Genomic DNA, 17,193 nt, shown 5'->3' with positions numbered 1-17,193 from the left:
GCGCATGAGTAACGATTTTCAATTTATTGAAGTGGGTCGCAAAGACCCCACTAAACACCCTGCGGCAAAGCGTGCGACTCAGTTTATTGAGATTTATCAGCCTTTTGCTCAGCCTCAAGTGGCAGAACAAGCGGATCGCTGTTTAGATTGCGGCAACCCTTATTGTGAGTGGAAATGTCCACTGCACAATTATATTCCTAACTGGCTGAAGCTGGCCCAGCAGGGCCGCATCATGGAAGCGGCGGACTTAGTGCATGAGACCAACACCCTGCCAGAGATCTGCGGCCGTGTTTGTCCACAGGACAGGCTCTGCGAAGGTGCTTGTACCTTAAACGATGACTTTGGTGCCGTGACTATTGGTAATGTGGAAAAATACATTACCGATACCGCTATCGCCCAAGGCTGGCGCCCAGATATGAGTAAGGTCACGCCGCGCGCTGAACGAGTGGCAATTGTTGGTGCGGGTCCTGCTGGCCTCGGCTGCGCGGATATACTCGCCCGTAATGGAGTAAAAGCAGTAGTCTTTGATAAATATCCTCAAATTGGTGGCTTACTGACCTATGGTATTCCGTCTTTTAAACTCGACAAAAACGTCATGGCGACCCGTCGCAGTGTATTAGAAGGCATGGGCATTGAGTTCAAACTGGGTGTTACTGTGGGTAAGGACATCCCATTTACTAAACTGCTCGAAGAATACGATGCCGTCTTCCTCGGTATGGGCACCTATACCGCGATGAAAGCAGGCCTTGAGGGTGAAGATGCCCAAGGGGTATACCAAGCGCTACCCTATTTGATTGGCAATACCCACCATTTAATGGGCACGCAAGATGCACAAACGCCCTACCTGAACCTTGAAGGTAAACGTGTGGTGGTATTAGGCGGTGGTGATACCGCGATGGATTGCGTGCGCACAGCCGTTAGACAAGGTGCCAGCAGCGTAGTCTGTGCTTACCGCCGTGACGAGGCCAATATGCCGGGCTCACGCCGTGAAGTGCAAAATGCGCGGGAAGAAGGCGTTAACTTCCTGTTTAACCGTCAACCTGTGGCGATTAAAACCCAAGATGGCAAAGTAGTTGGCATTGAATGCGTCGAAACCGCCATGGGCAAAGCCGATGCAAGTGGTCGTCAACGCGCCGAAGCGATTGCCGGTAGCGAACAGTTGCTCGAAGCCGATGTGATTATTATCGCCTTCGGTTTCCAACCTAGCCCAGCACCTTGGTTTGCCGAGCATGGTATCGAGCTCGATCAATGGGGCCGAGTTAAAGCGAGTAAGTTAGATGAAAACCCATTCCAAACCACTAATCCGAAAGTATTTGCCGGTGGTGATATGGTGCGCGGTTCAGACTTAGTAGTAACTGCCATTGCCGAAGGTCGCGATGCCGCCCAAGGTATTCTTAACTACCTAGATTAATTAGCTGTTTTTTGTTTTCTCCCTGTAACTGAGGACCCCGGACTCGTGCATACGAGTCCGAACCATTTGCTTGTAACTTATCGCAAAAAATGGATAAAAAGCGCGCACCTTAGGGTGTGCATTTTTTTACCTATACCCCGTTTAACATTATCCCTATCAAGCAATCGCAATCCCACAATAACGCCAAAGCATAACTGTGGTATATTAGCCGCCATTCCGTCGTCCCACATCTGAAGTGGAATCAAAAAAGGTCTCCCATGAAAATTGGTATTATTGGCGCAATGGAGCCAGAAGTTGCCCATCTTATTGCGGCTATGACAAACGCCTCATCGCAAACGATTGCTGGTATTGAATTTATTGCTGGAACCCTCGCAGGCAAAGACGTAGTAGTGACTCGCTCTGGCATAGGAAAAGTTGCCGCCAGTATCGCCACCACCCTACTGATTGAGAAATATGCGCCGGATGCGGTGATCAACACAGGTTCTGCCGGTGGATTTGTCGATAGCCTTGCTATTGGTGATATTGTGATTTCATCGGAAGTACGCCACCACGATGTGGATGTCACGGCATTCGGTTATGAAATTGGCCAAATGGCGCAGCAACCTGCCGCGTTTATCCCTGCGCCCTATCTGGTCGACGCGGCCAACAAAGCCATTGCCCAGCTAGGTGAAGTCAAAGCGATTGAAGGTTTGATCTGTACTGGTGATAGCTTTATTTGCGATCCTGTTCGCACCCAAACCATGCTGAAAAACTTCCCGATGATGGCCGCCTGTGAAATGGAAGGCGCTGCCATCGCTCAAGTTTGCCATCAGTTTGGCGTGCCATTTGTCGTGATCCGCTCCCTCTCTGATAATGCCAACAATGATTCACCAGTTGATTTTGATTCTTACCTTGTTAAAGCCGGTTACCATTCGGCACTGATGGTGATGTTATTGCTCGAGCAATTACAGCCCAGCTCAGTAAACTAACCATCTCAGCGGAAAGTACCAAATGCACAGTTCTTTTTATCAACAACTTATCGAAATTGATGGGGCTTTGTTTGAGGGCTTTTTGGTACTTTTCTTCGCCCTACTGCTGGCGCGCCTAGCGCCCCTGCCCCGGGAAATGCAGCCACTCATTTGGTTTAGCCATTTAGCCAAACAACTCGCAGCCAAAGTTAATCGCCCTGAGCGCTCACCGAGTCAACAGGCGACGGCGGGCTTTTTAGCTATGCTGTTGCTGGTATTTCCATTTTGGGCCATCATCACTTTTTTGCTCGAACTCGCCGCATTCCCATGGTTTTTTGAATTCTTAGTCCTCTATCTATGCTTAGGTGACGCAGGTTTTAGCCAAGTTGCAGATGAAATTGCTAAAGCACTCAAACGTCAGGATAATGTCAGCGCAAAAAAGCTATTACAGCCGTGGGTTGTCCGCGATACGGATAGTCTATCGGAAGTGGGATTAACCAAAGCCACTATTGAAAAGCTCGCTACCGCGCCAATTTACGGCACGGCTTCGACTATCTTCTTCTTTGCTATCGCCGGTGCCCCTATGGTGCTGGCGGTACGTATGATTAAGCAATTGGAACTCAGCTGGCCGCCGATACAGCCGCAATATCAGCACTTTTGCCGCACAGCCCACAGTTTATCAACTGTACTGCTCGCCATCCCAGCTTGGCTTTGGAGTCTTTCGATAGCTATCCAAGGCGGTCCTCGTGCCTTAGCCAAGCTCTTTCATATCCCAAAGAATCACCCTGCGCTACGGGGCTATGTACTGAATATCAACCTTGTCGCCAGTATTTTAAAAATTGAACTTGGCGGGCCACAAAAGTTTGCAGGCCAACGCATCGATACCGCACGGATCAGCCATGGCCCACTGCCGACAAGCGATACCATAACGCCGGCACTGAAACTCACCTCTAGGGCCTGTGCTATTTGGTTTAGCTTTATCATCCTATTACCATTGCTTTGGGCGAGTTTACGCTGGTTACAAAGCCTGTGATATGATGCCGCATTATCTTAACGTGAAGTTAAAGGCTGACTATCGTGCTCGAAAATATGCATGTTTCATTAACAACTCCTGCCTTGTTATTTCCAGCTATATCATTGTTACTACTCGCTTATACCAATCGCTTTTTTGCCCTAGCGGCATTAATCCGCACCTTAAGCAGTGGTGAAAAACCCGTACATAAAGATCAAATTAAAAACCTGAGTCAGCGCATTACCATTATTCGGCGCATGCAGGAAGCGGGCGTGTCCAGTTTTGCCCTGTGTGTACTGTGCATGATTTTTATTTATATCGGTTTTAACAAAATCGGCTCAGTGATCTTTGGTGCCAGTTTGTTACTGCTGCTCTACTCGCTAATTTTATCGGTTATCGAAATCCGTATCTCTGTAGATGCATTAAACATTCATATCAAAGAGATGAGTAAATGAACCATTGGATCTATTTCTTTGATTTATGTGGCACAGCCGTTTTTGCCTTATCGGGCGCACTCGCTGCGGGTCGTCACAGGATGGATCCCTTTGGAGTCATAGTACTGGCCTCTGTGACGGCGATTGGCGGCGGCAGTATCCGTGATGCACTAATCGGAGCTACGCCCGTTTTTTGGATCCGCGATCCCAACTACATCATAGTCATACTAGCAACCGTGTTAGCTTGCTTACTGTTAGTTCGTCGGCCTCGCAAGGTGCCGCAATACACTTTGCCCGTAGCCGACGCCCTAGGTTTAGCGTTATTTACTGTCATTGGCGCCGAAAAAGCCCTCAATATGGGATTAAGTGGCATGATTGCCGTCGTGATGGGCTTGATCACAGGCGTGGGAGGAGGCATTATTCGAGACTTACTGTGTAGACAAATCCCTATGGTATTACGCACAGAAATCTATGCTACCGCATCCATTATCGGTGGTATTGGCTATACCGTGAGTTTGCACTACGGTATGGGGGAAAAAACGGCGTTGTTTCTGGCAATGACCTGTGCATTGATTATCCGCTTAAGTGCTATCAAATGGCATTTGTCGTTGCCGGCCTTTGATCTCAAAACCAAGAGGGAATAATTTGCGAATATTGTGTCTTTTAGTCTGTCTTATTTTTGTTCCGGCCTTGTATCCTCCGTCTGCACACGCCAACTCGGGGGAAATGCCAGAAGAACAGCAGTTAGCCGTAAAATATATGGACGCGCTAACCGAGCACGACTATCAAACACTCGGCAAATTCTATAACCGTGATACCGTCTTCTTCGATAAGACTGCCAATCGTAAATACACGGGGGGCAGGTTTATTATCGACTTCCTCGAGCGCGCCCACGAGGGTGTGCTCGAATATGATTTCAATATCGAACATATGTATAACGCAGGCTCCCTCGTGGTAATGATTGGTAACTATCACTTTAAGGGACCCGGAGAACAGTTTGGCAAACCCGGGAAAATTATTGATGTCGCCATTCCAGGGGTCACCAGCCTTAAGCTCGATATGCGTAACCACAGAGTCACAGAGCATGTAGATCTTATTGATTACCAGACCATGTCAGACCAATTAGCGATGCAGTAGTAGTCACAAAATTTACGCCGCTTTGAAACTTGAGCCTTAAAAACGAGTCCAACTCCCCAATGAGTCAATACTGCTGAGCCAAATGCCTCAGATCTGGCTAAGCCGCTCCGTTTCAATGAGGTTTGTATGAAGTTTTTTGGATTGATAGCCCTACTCGCCCTTAACGGCTTAATGCTGGCTCCCAAAGCACAGGCCCTACAGCCCATTATCGTGTCCTATGCCGTTCAGCCAGTAAGTCATTTCAATCAGCAGTTACGTATCGCCCAGGAGCAGCAGCAAGCTTGGTCCAAAGATCCCAGTAAAATCAGCAGCCAATACGCAGGTAATAAATTCACTTTAGTACGAACCCAAACCAATAAAGACAGTATTTTGACCTATCAGGTGAGTGAACTCTCCAAGCAGCATCCACAGATGCTATTGATTATCTCACTGAAACAAAACGCTAAACTTTGGCAGGTAAGTTCGGCGCAATTGGCGTGGAAATGCAGTGGCGGGCAACATTTTGGCACCGACAGATGCAATATTGCCGAGCATGAAGCCAACACAGCGCCTTAATCTTGTGGGGGAAACAGCTTAAAAACAAAGAGCGCCCTAAGGCGCTCTTTTTGTTAGGTTTACTGCTTTCGATTAACAAACAATAACTTAAACATTTTAAGTCGAACTAGAGTCAGTTAAACCACTGTCATCTGAACTAAAGTCACTTAAACCAAAGTCACTTAAACTAAAGCCATTTACACTAAAGTCACTTACACTAAAGTCACTTTGGCAAACTTGCGTTTACCGACTTGGAATACCGCGACAGTACCAGCAGATAACGTCATGCGACTATCGTCCAGCTTTTCGCCGTCCATCTTCACCGCGCCTTGCTTGATCATGCGCATCGCTTCCGATGTCGATGCCACTAAATCCGCGTCTTTCAACAGATTAGCAATCGCAATACCTTCACCCGCAACTAACTCGATTTCTTCGATATCGTCGGGGATCATGCCCTTAGCGCGGTCGACAAAGGCTTGGTGCGCGCTTTGCGCTGCGGCTTCATCGTGGAAACGTGTGATGATTTCCTTCGCCAAGGCGATTTTAATGTCCCGTGGGTTAGTCCCATTGGCGACATCTTGCTTAAACTGCTCAATTTCAGCCAGAGGGCGGAATGACAACAGCTCAAAATAGCGCCACATTAGGTCATCCGAAATCGACATCAGCTTGCCAAACATTTCATTGGCGGGTTCGCTCACACCAATATAGTTGTGTGCCGATTTAGACATTTTCTTCACGCCGTCTAGCCCTTCGAGCAGCGGCATCATAATCACAGCTTGTGGCTTCTGGCCTTCGGCTTTTTGCAGCTCACGGCCCATTAACAGGTTGAATTTTTGGTCGGTACCACCCAATTCAACGTCGGCTTTGAGGGCAACTGAGTCATAACCTTGCAGCAGCGGATACATAAACTCATGAATCGCAATCGATTGACCCGAGGCATAACGCTTCTTAAAGTCATCACGCTCCATCATACGGGCAACGGTTTGCTGCGAGGCTAAACGGATCATTCCCGCGGCGCCTAATGGCTCTAACCAGCTCGAGTTGAACTCGATACGGGTTTTGACAGGATCCAGAATTTTATAGACCTGCTCTTTATAGGTTTCAGCATTCGCTAATACTTGCTCACGGGTGAGTGGTGGACGAGTGCTGTTTTTACCACTTGGATCACCCACCATACCGGTAAAGTCACCAATTAAGAAAATGACTTCATGACCTAACTCTTGGAATAATCTTAATTTATTTAAAATTACTGTGTGTCCAAGATGGATATCCGGTGCGGTAGGATCTGCGCCTAACTTGATACGAAGTGGACGTCCTTCTTTGAGTTTTTCCAGCAGATCCGATTCGAGTAGGATCTCGTCGGTACCACGTCTAATTTCTGCTAATACTTGGTCTAAATCAGCCATCTCGGCGGGGACTCCTAAGGCCATGGTCATAAAATGAGGAGACTTATGTTACTTGTTAGCCAGCACAATTGAAAGTGTGTACACTAACGGGATTATTCAAGCCTCAGGTTATCGGTATCGGCGTCAATGGGAAAGGTTATTACGTTATTTAAATTGTTGCCTAAAAAGCATCAAATTCTCCTCAGCATTCTTTCTGTTATCACAACGATAACCATGCTATTCCCCTCTGAAGAAGCCCAAGCTTCAAGACAAACCCAAGGTGTCGCAGAACAAGCTCAAGTCAATACCCGTTATGATGTGCCATTAGCCTTCCGCTCGCCGCAACGCCCCGAATCGCTGGATGAGGCACCGGATAATGCCCCCACCAATGCACTCCCTTTGGCATCAAGTGAGGCCCTCGCTATAGGCAAGGGAGCAACAGAATCCTTAGAGAGTGCCCACCATAGGGATGTTGAGCATTTCAACGTGAAAAATGGCGATACCTTAGCCGCCGTATTTGATCGTGCAGGTTTAAGTAGTAAAGACGTGTATGAGATCACTCAGTTGCCTTTAGCCAAGCAAAATTTACTCAAGATCATGCCCGGTGAAGAAATTGTCATTTCCAAGGATGCAAACGGTGATTTAACCGAAGTACGCTACCGTATCGATGCGATTTCAACGCTAGTCATCACTAAAAACCAAGAGCAATATTTTGAAAAAATCTCCGAGAAAGATGTGGAGATCCGCACCCATTTCACCAGCGCTAAAATTAAAAGCAATTTTTGGAATGCTGCCGTCGATGCGGGAATGACAGCTAACCAAATCATGCAGTTATCAACGGTGTTTGGCTGGGATATCGACTTTGCCTTGGATTTGCGTGAGGGCGACAGCTTCGCGATTATCTATGAGCAGGAATATGCCGAAGGGGAGTTTTTACGTAACGGCAATATCCTCGCCGCCGAGTTTATCAACCAGGATGAACGCTATACCGCGATTCGTTATACCGACGGCAACTACTACTCCGAAAACGGCACTAGCATGCGTAAGGCCTTCCTGCGCTCACCCGTTGACTTTAAATATGTCAGTTCGAACTTTAACCCTAAGCGTTTGCATCCTGTCACTGGGCAAGTGAAGGCCCACCGCGGAGTGGATTATGTGGCAGCTATCGGGACCCCCATTAAAGCCGCGGGTAGCGGGCGCGTCATCGAGGCTGGCTATAATCAATTCAATGGTAACTATGTGTTTATTAAACACAACGATACCTACACTACTAAATATTTACACCTCACAAAACGTAATGTCAGTAAAGGCGCCAGTGTTAAACAAGGCCAAATCATTGGTACTTTAGGTAAAACGGGCCGCGTTACAGGTGCGCATTTACATTACGAATTTATCGTCAATGGCGTCCATCGCAACCCAAGAACCATAACGCTACCTAAAGCCGAATCGATTGCGAGAAAAGAAAAAAATCAATTCGATGCACTCAGCCAGCAATTGATGACTACACTTTCGCAAAACAAACAAACGCAATTGGCAATGCAATAACGACAGGACGGACTCCTCTCAATGAAAAATGCTTATTATATTGGACTGATGTCAGGCACCAGCATGGATGGTGTCGATGCGGTATTGGTCGACTTTTCGGGCCCACAGCCACAGCTTATCGCCAGTCATACCGAAGCTATTCCGAGCCATTTACTCAAAGGCTTGCAGCGTTTGTGCCTACCTGGCCCCGATGAAATTAACCGTTTAGGCCGTTTAGATCGCAATGTCGGAGAGCTGTTCGCTTTGGCGGTCAACAATCTGCTCACCAAAACCCAAATTGCCAAACAAGAAATCATCGCCATTGGTAGCCACGGCCAAACCGTGCGCCATATGCCGAACCTCGAAGTGGGGTTTACCCTGCAAATTGGCGATCCTAATACCATAGCAATCGAAACCGGTATTGATGTCATTGCCGATTTTCGCCGTAAAGATATTGCCCTTGGCGGTCAAGGCGCCCCCTTAGTGCCCGCATTCCACCAGCAAACCTTTGCCGAAATAGGTAAAAAGCGCATCATTTTAAATATTGGTGGCATAGCGAATGTGACTTACCTTCCCGGCAATAGCGAGCATGTGCTCGGCTTCGATACGGGCCCTGGGAATACGCTTATCGATGCCTGGATCCAGCAAGTTAAAAGTGAGCCCTTCGATAAAGATGGCGAATGGGCTGCGTCCGGTAAAACCGATCCTGACCTATTAGCTCAGTTGCTATCGCACCCGTATTTTTCCCTTGCTTACCCTAAAAGTACGGGCCGTGAATTGTTCAATCAGGCTTGGTTAGAACAACAATTATCGCCTTTTAATCAATTAGATGAAGAAGATATTCAATCGACATTATTGGATTTGACCTGCCACAGCATAGCCCAAGACATTATTAAACTATCCAATGAAGGGGAGTTATTCGTCTGTGGTGGCGGCGCATTTAATGGCCAACTGATGCAACGTCTTGCCGCCCTATTACCAGGTTATACCTTGGATACTACCTCAGCCCTTGGCGTCGACCCTAAATGGGCCGAAGGCATCGCCTTTGCATGGCTCGCCATGCGTAATCACTTAGGCTTACCCGCCAATCTTCCCGCCGTCACAGGCGCCTCCCGTGAAGCCGTGCTCGGCGGACGATTTAGCGCTAAGTAATTTGCTTTCTCAAAATATCAAGCGATAACCTAAATAAGAGCTTCTAAATGAAGCTCTTGTTGCCTCTAAAACGCCAACTTATCTTTCTCCCTCTTCCTCCCTAAATTTATCAAGAAAATCAGCAGCTATTTTAAATCCGTCTATCATTAGTCACTGAAGCTTAATTAAGTTTCGCTATCTTTATCATGGATGCGCTTGCCAAATTGGAGCGATGCGAGCATCTCATCATAACGATGACAAATATGAGTTTAAGGGAATGACCCTTTGCTATGGGATTCAGTGCCGAATCACCATTCACACTCGATCTCAGCGTAGGTGGTCAATTTAGGAATAAGGATACCTCTTTAACAAAGTGGCACCTTTAAAATAATAGGAAATTAACCGATGAATATGTCACAAAAAATGGCGGCGGAATTTATTGGAACTCTATGGTTAGTCCTTGGAGGCTGTGGCAGTGCGGTACTTGCAGCAGCTTTTCCTGAGGTGGGCATAGGTTTACTCGGTGTCGCGCTCGCATTTGGATTAACTGTGCTAACTATGGCCTTTGCCATAGGTCATATTTCGGGCTGTCATCTCAATCCTGCGGTGTCATTTGGCCTCTGGGCGGGTGGACGCTTTCCTGCGGCAGAATTATTGCCCTATATCATTGCCCAAGTCGCAGGCGGGATTGCGGGCGCAGGCATCTTGTATCTTATCGCTTCTGGTCAGGAGGGATTTTCACTCGCGGGCGGATTTGCCTCTAACGGCTTCGGTGAACATTCTCCTGGCGGCTATAGTATGCAATCGGTCATGATTTGCGAAATCGTTATGACACTGTTCTTCCTGATCATTATTTTAGGTGCGACCGACGAACGCGCCCCCAAAGGGTTTGCCCCGATTGCCATAGGCCTAGGCTTAACCTTGATCCACCTTATCAGTATTCCCGTATCAAACACTTCAGTGAACCCAGCGCGTAGCACAGGCCCGGCACTGTTTGTCGGTGACTGGGCGGTATCACAACTGTGGTTATTCTGGGTCGCACCGATTGTCGGCGCCATATTGGCAGGTTTTATCTATCGCTACTTCCGCGCGGCTGAATAAAAGTCGAAGATCCAACACAACAGCGCCCCCTTGGCGCTGTTGTTCTTTTTCTCATCCCACTCTAATGTTACCATTTAGCCAACTGGTGAATGTTGCTGTGCCTAGTTTTTTATATCTGGGACACAACAGCTTCGCCCTATCCAAGCCAAAGAGATATTTTTCATGAGCAAGACTGTTAAAACCCTCGCTGAGACAGCAGCAATGACACCGGAAGGCCGTTACGATTACCTCGTTGAACAAGTCAAAGAACATAAAACACTTTGGACCCTGCAGGATCAAGACGGTTGTGTAATGCTAACGACCGAAGAAGAAGATTGCATTCCTATGTGGCCAACCGAGGATGCAGCGGAATCTTGGGCCGTCGATGAGTGGAGCGATTGCCAGACCTTAGCGATTCCATACGATGAATGGCATGAAAGATGGGTCCCAGGCATGGAAGATGACGATCTGTTCGTGGCAGTATTCCCAGTTCAGGATGATTTAGGGGTAGTTATTCCACCCTATGAGTTAGACCAACGACTCATCACTAAGCAAAGTCACTAATATAACTGCGAAGCGAGAATGCCGATGAGTGAGCAAGAATCCTCTTTGCCAACGCCCACAGTGACACCAGCGACTAACCCTCGTTTACCTAAACGCCTCATTGTGTTGCTGCTACTCTATGTTGTCGCATCCGTGAGTGGCTTAATAGCCAAACAAGGGGTGTTATTTTGCCTACTCACTCTGTTTATGGTGTTAGGCATTTTAGGTCGCCAAAAGGCGGGGCTCATTATGCTGCGCGGCTACACGCTGGTGCAATTAGCCTTAGTCAGCATGCTGCCAATCATCCTATACGACCCTGATAATTTAGTGGTTGGCCCAACGACTGTGCATTTAGGTGAATGGCAGGGGAAACTTCCCGATTATGTCATTTTTATCGTCTTGATTATCTTATCCCTATTACAGGTCTGGGTCGCTTTCGATAAAAAAGTCAAAGCTTGGTTTAAGCCGAAGCTCAATCTCAATATTATGAATTAAGCCTGTGCTTGCTGATTTCTGCCAACAAAAAAGCCGTCATTTTGACGGCTTTTTTCTCATCCAAATGGGGGAACTTACACCGAGAAACTCGCTCCACAACCACAGGTTGTCGTCGCATTCGGGTTTTTAACAAAGAAGCGCGAACCTTCGAGACCCGAAGTGTAATCCACTTCACCACCGACTAAATATTGCAGGCTCATAGGATCGACGACCAAGAGGACGCCTTGTTTTTCTATCGTAAAATCGCCGTCATTGACCTTTTCATCAAAGGTAAAGCCGTACTGAAATCCAGAACAACCACCGCCCGTCACGTAGACTCGTAGTTTAAGTGCAGGATTTTGCTCTTCTTCCAACAAGCCCTTTACCTTAGCGGCTGCCGCATCGGTAAATTTGATTGGCATTGCAGCATCAGCTTGATCAGTCATTACTACCTCTTACATCAGTTTTCTGGGGCAAATTATCCGTTACCTGACTATTTTGTTCAAGTATTACCCGCGGTTCTTTTTCACCCTGTAATAACTCAGGGACACTATAGACGTGTTCTGTCTGCGAATTCTTGGTCCAGCGGCTCGATGGCACAACCACTTTGACTTTGACTTTCAGTAAATTAAAGCCCGCTGGCACAGTGACCTTGGTATCTATGACCTGAAAATAACGAAAATCAAATTCCAATTTTGAACCCGTGAGTTTGTTCACACTTAGTTCAGCGGATTTGCCATCCTGCAGCCCAATTAAGGTCAATTCGGCTCGACCTTGAATGGCTTGCTTACGTTTTTGTAACTGAGTCAACACCAGTTTGAGATTGTACTCGTCCGCAAGGGCGCCCGATGTCATTTCAAGCCCATGAATGGCAACGCCTTCGGCATTATCATCCGGAGCCATAATGCTACGGTAGAAGGCCAATTCACGCTGCAATTCCTGTTGCTTTTTGAGCTGCTCGCCAAACATCTCCTGCATCTGGGTATTGGCTTCCCGTTCAACTGACAGCTCTAAATTGCGCGTTGCCAGTAATTGGGTTTGCGCCTCTAATTCAGCGGTTAATCGCTGGGATTTACTGCTAATGTGCTTCACTACGGGCTCATCACTACTTAAAAGAATAAAACTAACCCAAGCGCCAAGCAGAAAAGCGACTAACACTAAAAGTGATAAATATATTGAAGATGAACGATACTTGCGCTCCATCACTTGCAGGCGATCTAGCCAACGATGATAATTTGGCATTAGGTAACAGCCCCTTATATAAAATACAATCAACTCAAGAAGAGTTCGATACAATACAACTCAGGCCAATGCAGTGCAATTAACGATAAATAAAGTCGCTATTCAACATGCCGTAGTCACAGCCAAGAAGTATTTAGCTAATGAGCTACGAGATCATTTATCCAAAGCCAAGATCAGTGCGCAGTTATGCATACTGGCGTTACTTTTTGCCATCTTTGCCTCCGGCGTGATCCTGCTGTTTCGACTCTTACTGCTATGGGCGAATCATTTTACCCAGATAGAAAAGCTGGATTTTACGGGGAACGTCGCCGACTGGCGAGCACTGTTGCCACTTTTAGGGGCTATATTAATTTGGGTTGTCGCCAAGCTCGGTTCCAAACGCTACAAACGTATGGGCATCGCCTACGTGTTACATAGGGTTAAATTGCACTATGGTAAAATTCCCCTGCAATCCGCACCGGGGCAGTTTTTTCAAGCACTGTTCGCCCTAGGAACAAACTTCTCCGTTGGGCGAGAAGGCCCCGCCATTCATCTCGGTGCAGTCAGTGCCAGTGTGTTGGCTGAGAAATTCAACCTTCCCGATAACAGCGTGCGCATTATGTGTGCCAGTGGCATTGCCGCTGGGATTGCCGCAACCTTTAACGCGCCCTTGGCGGCGGTAATTTTTGTGCTGGAAGTGATAGTACGAGAATATAAAATTCACTACTTCTTCCCGATTATGCTCTCCGCTATTTGCGGCGCGGTTTCGAGCCAACTGGTGTTTGGTAATGTGCACGAATTTGACCGTATTCAAGTGTTTCACATTCCCCTCGATCACTACCCCATTCTCGCCGTCGGGGGAGTCGTTTTAGGGTGCACGGCTGCATTGTTCAATTACTCACTCCTTAAAGTCACGGCATCGAGTCAGAATTGGCCGTTAATCTACCGTCTGCTTCTCGCGGGAAGTATCACCACTTTGATCGGTTTAATCTTACCCCAGGCGCTGGGAACGGGGGATTTAGCCATTAGCGAAGCCATCAGTGAACACCCAAGTTTATTACTCTTAATCGCCCTGTTGGCCGCTAAAATCATCGCAACCGTTGCGGCGATAGGCCTTGGCATTCCAGGGGGATTAATTGGGCCACTCTACGGCATAGGAGCCTTAATTGGGGCCATTTTAGCTCTAGTGAGCGCGGTCATGTTCCCATCGATCGCTCCCTATGTTGGGCTTTACACTGTGATCGGCATGACGGCCATGATGGGCGTGTGTTTAAGTGCGCCGTTGGCGGCGTTAGTCGCCCTGCTAGAAATGACCAACGATGCCAGTATTATTCTGCCGGCGATGTTTGTGACTATTCCTGCGTTTTTAATTGCCTATCAAGGCTTTAAAACTGACTCTATTTTCTTTAAACAATTAGACATCATGGGGCTAGGCTATAAAGTTGCGCCGGTGAATTTAGCGTTGCAGAAAAAAGGCGTGCGAGCCTTGATGGATAAACGCTTTGTGATCGTCAATAACAACGATGAATTATTACTCGAAGTGCTCAAACGGGCCGAAGGTCGACCCGTGTTAGTGCGTAACGCCGATGATGTTATCGAAATGCTTAGCCTTGAAATGCAGTCCTATGACGATAACATCACCCTCTCGCGTCATCCCATGCAGGGCGTAAGCGATACCGCCACCCTCAACGAAGTTTACCTCCTCTTATTGCCCTGTCGCAGTGGTGAAGTCTTTATTTATCAAGATACGCCCGATAACGTGGTCGGGGTGATCAGTTGGTCGAACCTGCAGCAGGAAATTCGCGCTGGCCAAGCATAATTCTAAACAAACGGCTGAATTCGAGTCACAAAAGCAATGGCTTTATCGCAAAAATCTAACGCTGTGACCCTGCCGCTATTTCGTTGCCCCTGTGCTTCTGCTACAATCGCGCCTCAGCCACCCTACATAACATCAGGGCAGATAAGCGCGATACCGCAGCTTAAAATGCCCCCTAGCAATTGGACAACAGGCTGATGAATCAGTTCGAAGGATCCCATATCCTCTCCGTAAACCAGTTAGATCTTGACTCAATCCAAACTATTTTTAATGTCGCCAGCCGCATGATGCCCTATGCACTTCGAGAGAAGCGCAATAATGTGCTCGAAGGCGCCATTTTAGGTAACCTGTTTTTCGAACCCAGTACCCGTACCCGCGTGAGTTTTGGCTGTGCCTTTAACTTACTCGGCGGCCATGTGCGTGAAACCACAGGTATGGCGTCATCGTCTTTATCTAAGGGTGAGTCCCTGTACGATACGGCGCGGGTGTTATCCACTTATTCCGATGTGATTGCCATGCGCCATCCCGACTCTTATTCGGTAAAAGAGTTTGCCGAAGGCAGCCGCGTCCCAGTGATCAACGGCGGCGATGGTTCGAACGAACATCCGACCCAAGCTTTACTCGATTTATACACTATCCAAAAAGAACTCAAATGTGCCGGCCGCGGTATCGATGGCATGCATATAGCCATGGTCGGCGACTTAAAATTTGGCCGTACTGTGCATTCACTGTCACGTTTACTCTGCATGTATAAGAACATCAGTTTCACACTGATTTCACCTGCTGAATTAGCTATGCCTGATTATGTGATCTCTGACATTGAAAATGCTGGCCATAGCATCAAAATAACCGACCAGCTTGAAGGCCATTTAGATAAAGCAGATATTCTGTATCTCACGCGCATTCAGGAAGAGCGCTTCCCTTCACAGGATGAAGCGAATAAGTATCGCGGCAAGTTCCGCTTAAATCGCAGTATTTACACTCAGCATTGCAAATCTAACACTGTCATTATGCATCCGCTTCCAAGGGATTCACGCGCGCAAGCCAATGAGTTAGATAATGATTTAAACAGCCATCCCAATCTCGCTATCTTCAGACAGGCGGATAATGGACTGTTAATTCGTATGGCTTTGTTTGCATTGACACTCGGCGTTGATAATCAACTCGAAAAATATGAGTGTCCGGTTAATTGGTATTCACGTAAAGCCGATCGCTAGTTGGCTACAGACTTTAAGGACTCAACATGACCCGTTCCGAAGCGCTATTTGAACAGGCTAAAAAAACCATCCCCGGCGGCGTTAACTCTCCGGTTCGTGCATTTAATGGTGTCGGCGGTTCGCCCCTGTTTATTGAAAAAGCAAACGGCGCTTATATTTACGATGCCGATGGCAAAGCTTATATCGACTATGTCGGTTCTTGGGGCCCGATGATCCTCGGCCACAACCACCCTAAAATCCGTGCAGCGGTATTAGCGGCGGTGGAAAATGGCTTGTCTTTTGGCGCACCAACCGAGCTTGAAGTGCAAATGGCCGAGAAAGTCATCTCTATGGTGCCTTCTATCGAGCAAGTGCGTATGGTGAGTTCAGGCACGGAAGCCACTATGAGTGCCATTCGTTTAGCGCGCGGTTTTACCAGCCGTGACAAGATCTTAAAATTCGAAGGTTGTTACCACGGCCATGCGGATTGCCTGTTAGTGAAAGCCGGTTCTGGTGCGTTAACTTTAGGTCAACCTAGCTCACCCGGTATTCCTGAAGACTTCGCCAAACACACCTTAACCGCTGTGTATAACGACTTAGATTCAGTCAGAACCTTGTTCGAACAGTATCCTACAGACATTTCTTGCATCATCATCGAGCCGGTTGCTGGCAACATGAACTGCATCCCACCTATCCCAGGTTTCCTTCAAGGCCTGCGTGATATGTGTGATGAGTTTGGTGCGCTGTTGATTATCGATGAAGTGATGACAGGTTTTCGCGTATCACAAAGCGGCGCTCAAGGTTACTACGGCGTCACACCAGACTTGACCACGCTCGGTAAAGTCATTGGTGGCGGTATGCCAGTGGGTGCCTTCGGTGGCCGTAAAGACGTGATGCAATTTATTGCACCAACCGGTCCGGTTTACCAAGCGGGAACGTTATCGGGTAACCCTATTGCAATGTCAGCGGGTCTGGCACAAATGGACGCCCTGTGTGAAGAAGGTCTGTACGAAGCGCTGAGCGCGAAAACCAAACGTATCGCCGAAGGCTTTAAAGCGGCGGCGGATAAGCACGGTATTCCAATGGCGATCAACTATGTTGGCGGCATGTTCGGTTTCTTCTTCACGGAACAAGCGGAGATCACCCGTTTCGACCAAGTGACCCAATGCAATATCGAGCAGTTCCGTATTTTCTACCACGGCATGTTAGATGAAGGCGTGTACTTGGCACCGAGCGCCTATGAAGCCGGTTTCTTGTCTATGGCCCATGGCGAAGAAGAACTGCGCTTAACCTTAGAAGCGGCAGACCGTGTATTAGCGAGCATGAAAGCGGCAAACTAAACCTAGAT

General features: G+C 47.6%; 18 protein-coding genes. 15 read left to right on the top strand and 3 right to left on the bottom strand.

Annotated features, from left to right (window positions below):
- Nucleotides 1-4 precede the first annotated feature (4 nt).
- From COW15_RS17075 to COW15_RS17045, 7 genes are all read left to right on the top strand, one after another.
- On the top strand, nt 5-1,411 hold the full coding sequence (locus COW15_RS17075) for an FAD-dependent oxidoreductase (RefSeq protein WP_293634301.1): 1,407 nt from the start codon (nt 5-7) through the stop codon (nt 1,409-1,411).
- Between the two features lie 257 nt (nt 1,412-1,668).
- Entirely contained in the window at nt 1,669-2,379 is a 711-nt protein-coding gene (locus COW15_RS17070; protein ID WP_293634299.1) for a 5'-methylthioadenosine/adenosylhomocysteine nucleosidase, read from the top strand.
- Between the two features lie 22 nt (nt 2,380-2,401).
- A complete protein-coding gene (locus tag COW15_RS17065) occupies nt 2,402-3,391 on the top strand; it encodes a cobalamin biosynthesis protein (RefSeq protein ID WP_293634297.1) in 990 nt (329 codons plus the stop codon).
- Nucleotides 3,392-3,447: 56 nt separating this feature from the next.
- Nucleotides 3,448-3,825, top strand: a complete 378-nt coding sequence (locus COW15_RS17060; RefSeq protein WP_293634610.1) for a DUF2721 domain-containing protein — start codon at nt 3,448-3,450, stop codon at nt 3,823-3,825.
- Nucleotides 3,822-4,448 carry a trimeric intracellular cation channel family protein gene (locus COW15_RS17055; protein ID WP_293634295.1) on the top strand — a complete coding sequence of 209 codons (627 nt, stop codon included), beginning with the start codon at nt 3,822-3,824 and terminating at the stop codon, nt 4,446-4,448. The genes COW15_RS17060 and COW15_RS17055 overlap by 4 nt, the downstream gene beginning before the upstream one ends.
- Nucleotide 4,449: 1 nt before the next feature.
- The gene (locus COW15_RS17050) at nt 4,450-4,941 is read left to right on the top strand and encodes a nuclear transport factor 2 family protein (protein ID WP_293634293.1); all 492 of its coding nucleotides are present in this window, start codon (nt 4,450-4,452) and stop codon (nt 4,939-4,941) included.
- Nucleotides 4,942-5,067: 126 nt separating this feature from the next.
- The gene (locus COW15_RS17045; protein ID WP_293634291.1) at nt 5,068-5,496 is read left to right on the top strand and encodes a hypothetical protein; all 429 of its coding nucleotides are present in this window, start codon (nt 5,068-5,070) and stop codon (nt 5,494-5,496) included.
- 191 nt (nt 5,497-5,687) lie between these two features.
- Here COW15_RS17045 and tyrS read toward each other — a convergent pair whose 3' ends face one another.
- Nucleotides 5,688-6,881 (bottom strand): tyrosine--tRNA ligase, encoded by a 1,194-nt coding sequence (gene tyrS, locus COW15_RS17040; RefSeq protein WP_293634289.1) that lies wholly within the window; start codon nt 6,879-6,881, stop codon nt 5,688-5,690.
- A 126-nt stretch (nt 6,882-7,007) separates the two neighbouring features.
- Between tyrS and COW15_RS17035 the strand changes: the two genes are divergently transcribed.
- The 5 genes from COW15_RS17035 to COW15_RS17015 all read left to right on the top strand — a co-directional run bounded on the left by COW15_RS17035 (nt 7,008) and on the right by COW15_RS17015 (nt 11,633).
- Nucleotides 7,008-8,405: a peptidoglycan DD-metalloendopeptidase family protein gene (locus COW15_RS17035; RefSeq protein ID WP_293634287.1), complete on the top strand. Its 1,398-nt coding sequence runs from the start codon at nt 7,008-7,010 to the stop codon at nt 8,403-8,405.
- Between the two features lie 21 nt (nt 8,406-8,426).
- Complete coding sequence (locus COW15_RS17030; RefSeq protein WP_293634285.1) at nt 8,427-9,536, top strand: anhydro-N-acetylmuramic acid kinase; 1,110 nt, start codon at nt 8,427-8,429, stop codon at nt 9,534-9,536.
- A gap of 384 nt (nt 9,537-9,920) precedes the next feature.
- Nucleotides 9,921-10,616 (top strand): aquaporin Z, encoded by a 696-nt coding sequence (gene aqpZ, locus COW15_RS17025; protein WP_293634283.1) that lies wholly within the window; start codon nt 9,921-9,923, stop codon nt 10,614-10,616.
- 162 nt (nt 10,617-10,778) lie between these two features.
- Nucleotides 10,779-11,159 (top strand): DUF2750 domain-containing protein, encoded by a 381-nt coding sequence (locus COW15_RS17020; protein ID WP_007649967.1) that lies wholly within the window; start codon nt 10,779-10,781, stop codon nt 11,157-11,159.
- 24 nt (nt 11,160-11,183) lie between these two features.
- Complete coding sequence (locus COW15_RS17015; protein ID WP_293634281.1) at nt 11,184-11,633, top strand: hypothetical protein; 450 nt, start codon at nt 11,184-11,186, stop codon at nt 11,631-11,633.
- A 74-nt stretch (nt 11,634-11,707) separates the two neighbouring features.
- Here the strand turns inward: COW15_RS17015 and erpA are convergent, their stop codons facing one another.
- Complete coding sequence (gene erpA, locus COW15_RS17010) at nt 11,708-12,058, bottom strand: iron-sulfur cluster insertion protein ErpA (RefSeq protein ID WP_293634279.1); 351 nt, start codon at nt 12,056-12,058, stop codon at nt 11,708-11,710.
- Nucleotides 12,051-12,854, bottom strand: coding sequence for a DUF6776 family protein (locus COW15_RS17005; protein ID WP_293634277.1), 804 nt, complete (start codon nt 12,852-12,854; stop codon nt 12,051-12,053). Before COW15_RS17005 ends, erpA begins: the two co-directional genes overlap by 8 nt.
- 73 nt (nt 12,855-12,927) lie before the next feature.
- Between COW15_RS17005 and COW15_RS17000 the strand changes: the two genes are divergently transcribed.
- From COW15_RS17000 to hemL, 3 genes are all read left to right on the top strand, one after another.
- The gene (locus COW15_RS17000; RefSeq protein WP_293634275.1) at nt 12,928-14,652 is read left to right on the top strand and encodes a chloride channel protein; all 1,725 of its coding nucleotides are present in this window, start codon (nt 12,928-12,930) and stop codon (nt 14,650-14,652) included.
- A gap of 194 nt (nt 14,653-14,846) precedes the next feature.
- The gene (locus COW15_RS16995) at nt 14,847-15,866 is read left to right on the top strand and encodes an aspartate carbamoyltransferase (protein ID WP_293634273.1); all 1,020 of its coding nucleotides are present in this window, start codon (nt 14,847-14,849) and stop codon (nt 15,864-15,866) included.
- A gap of 26 nt (nt 15,867-15,892) precedes the next feature.
- Entirely contained in the window at nt 15,893-17,185 is a 1,293-nt protein-coding gene (gene hemL / locus COW15_RS16990) for a glutamate-1-semialdehyde 2,1-aminomutase (RefSeq protein WP_293634271.1), read from the top strand.
- Nucleotides 17,186-17,193: the final 8 nt, after the last annotated feature.

The sequence above is a fragment of the Shewanella sp. CG12_big_fil_rev_8_21_14_0_65_47_15 genome, assembly GCF_002783505.1.
Taxonomy (GTDB): domain Bacteria; phylum Pseudomonadota; class Gammaproteobacteria; order Enterobacterales; family Shewanellaceae; genus Shewanella.
This window is presented reverse-complemented; position numbering and strand designations above follow the sequence as displayed.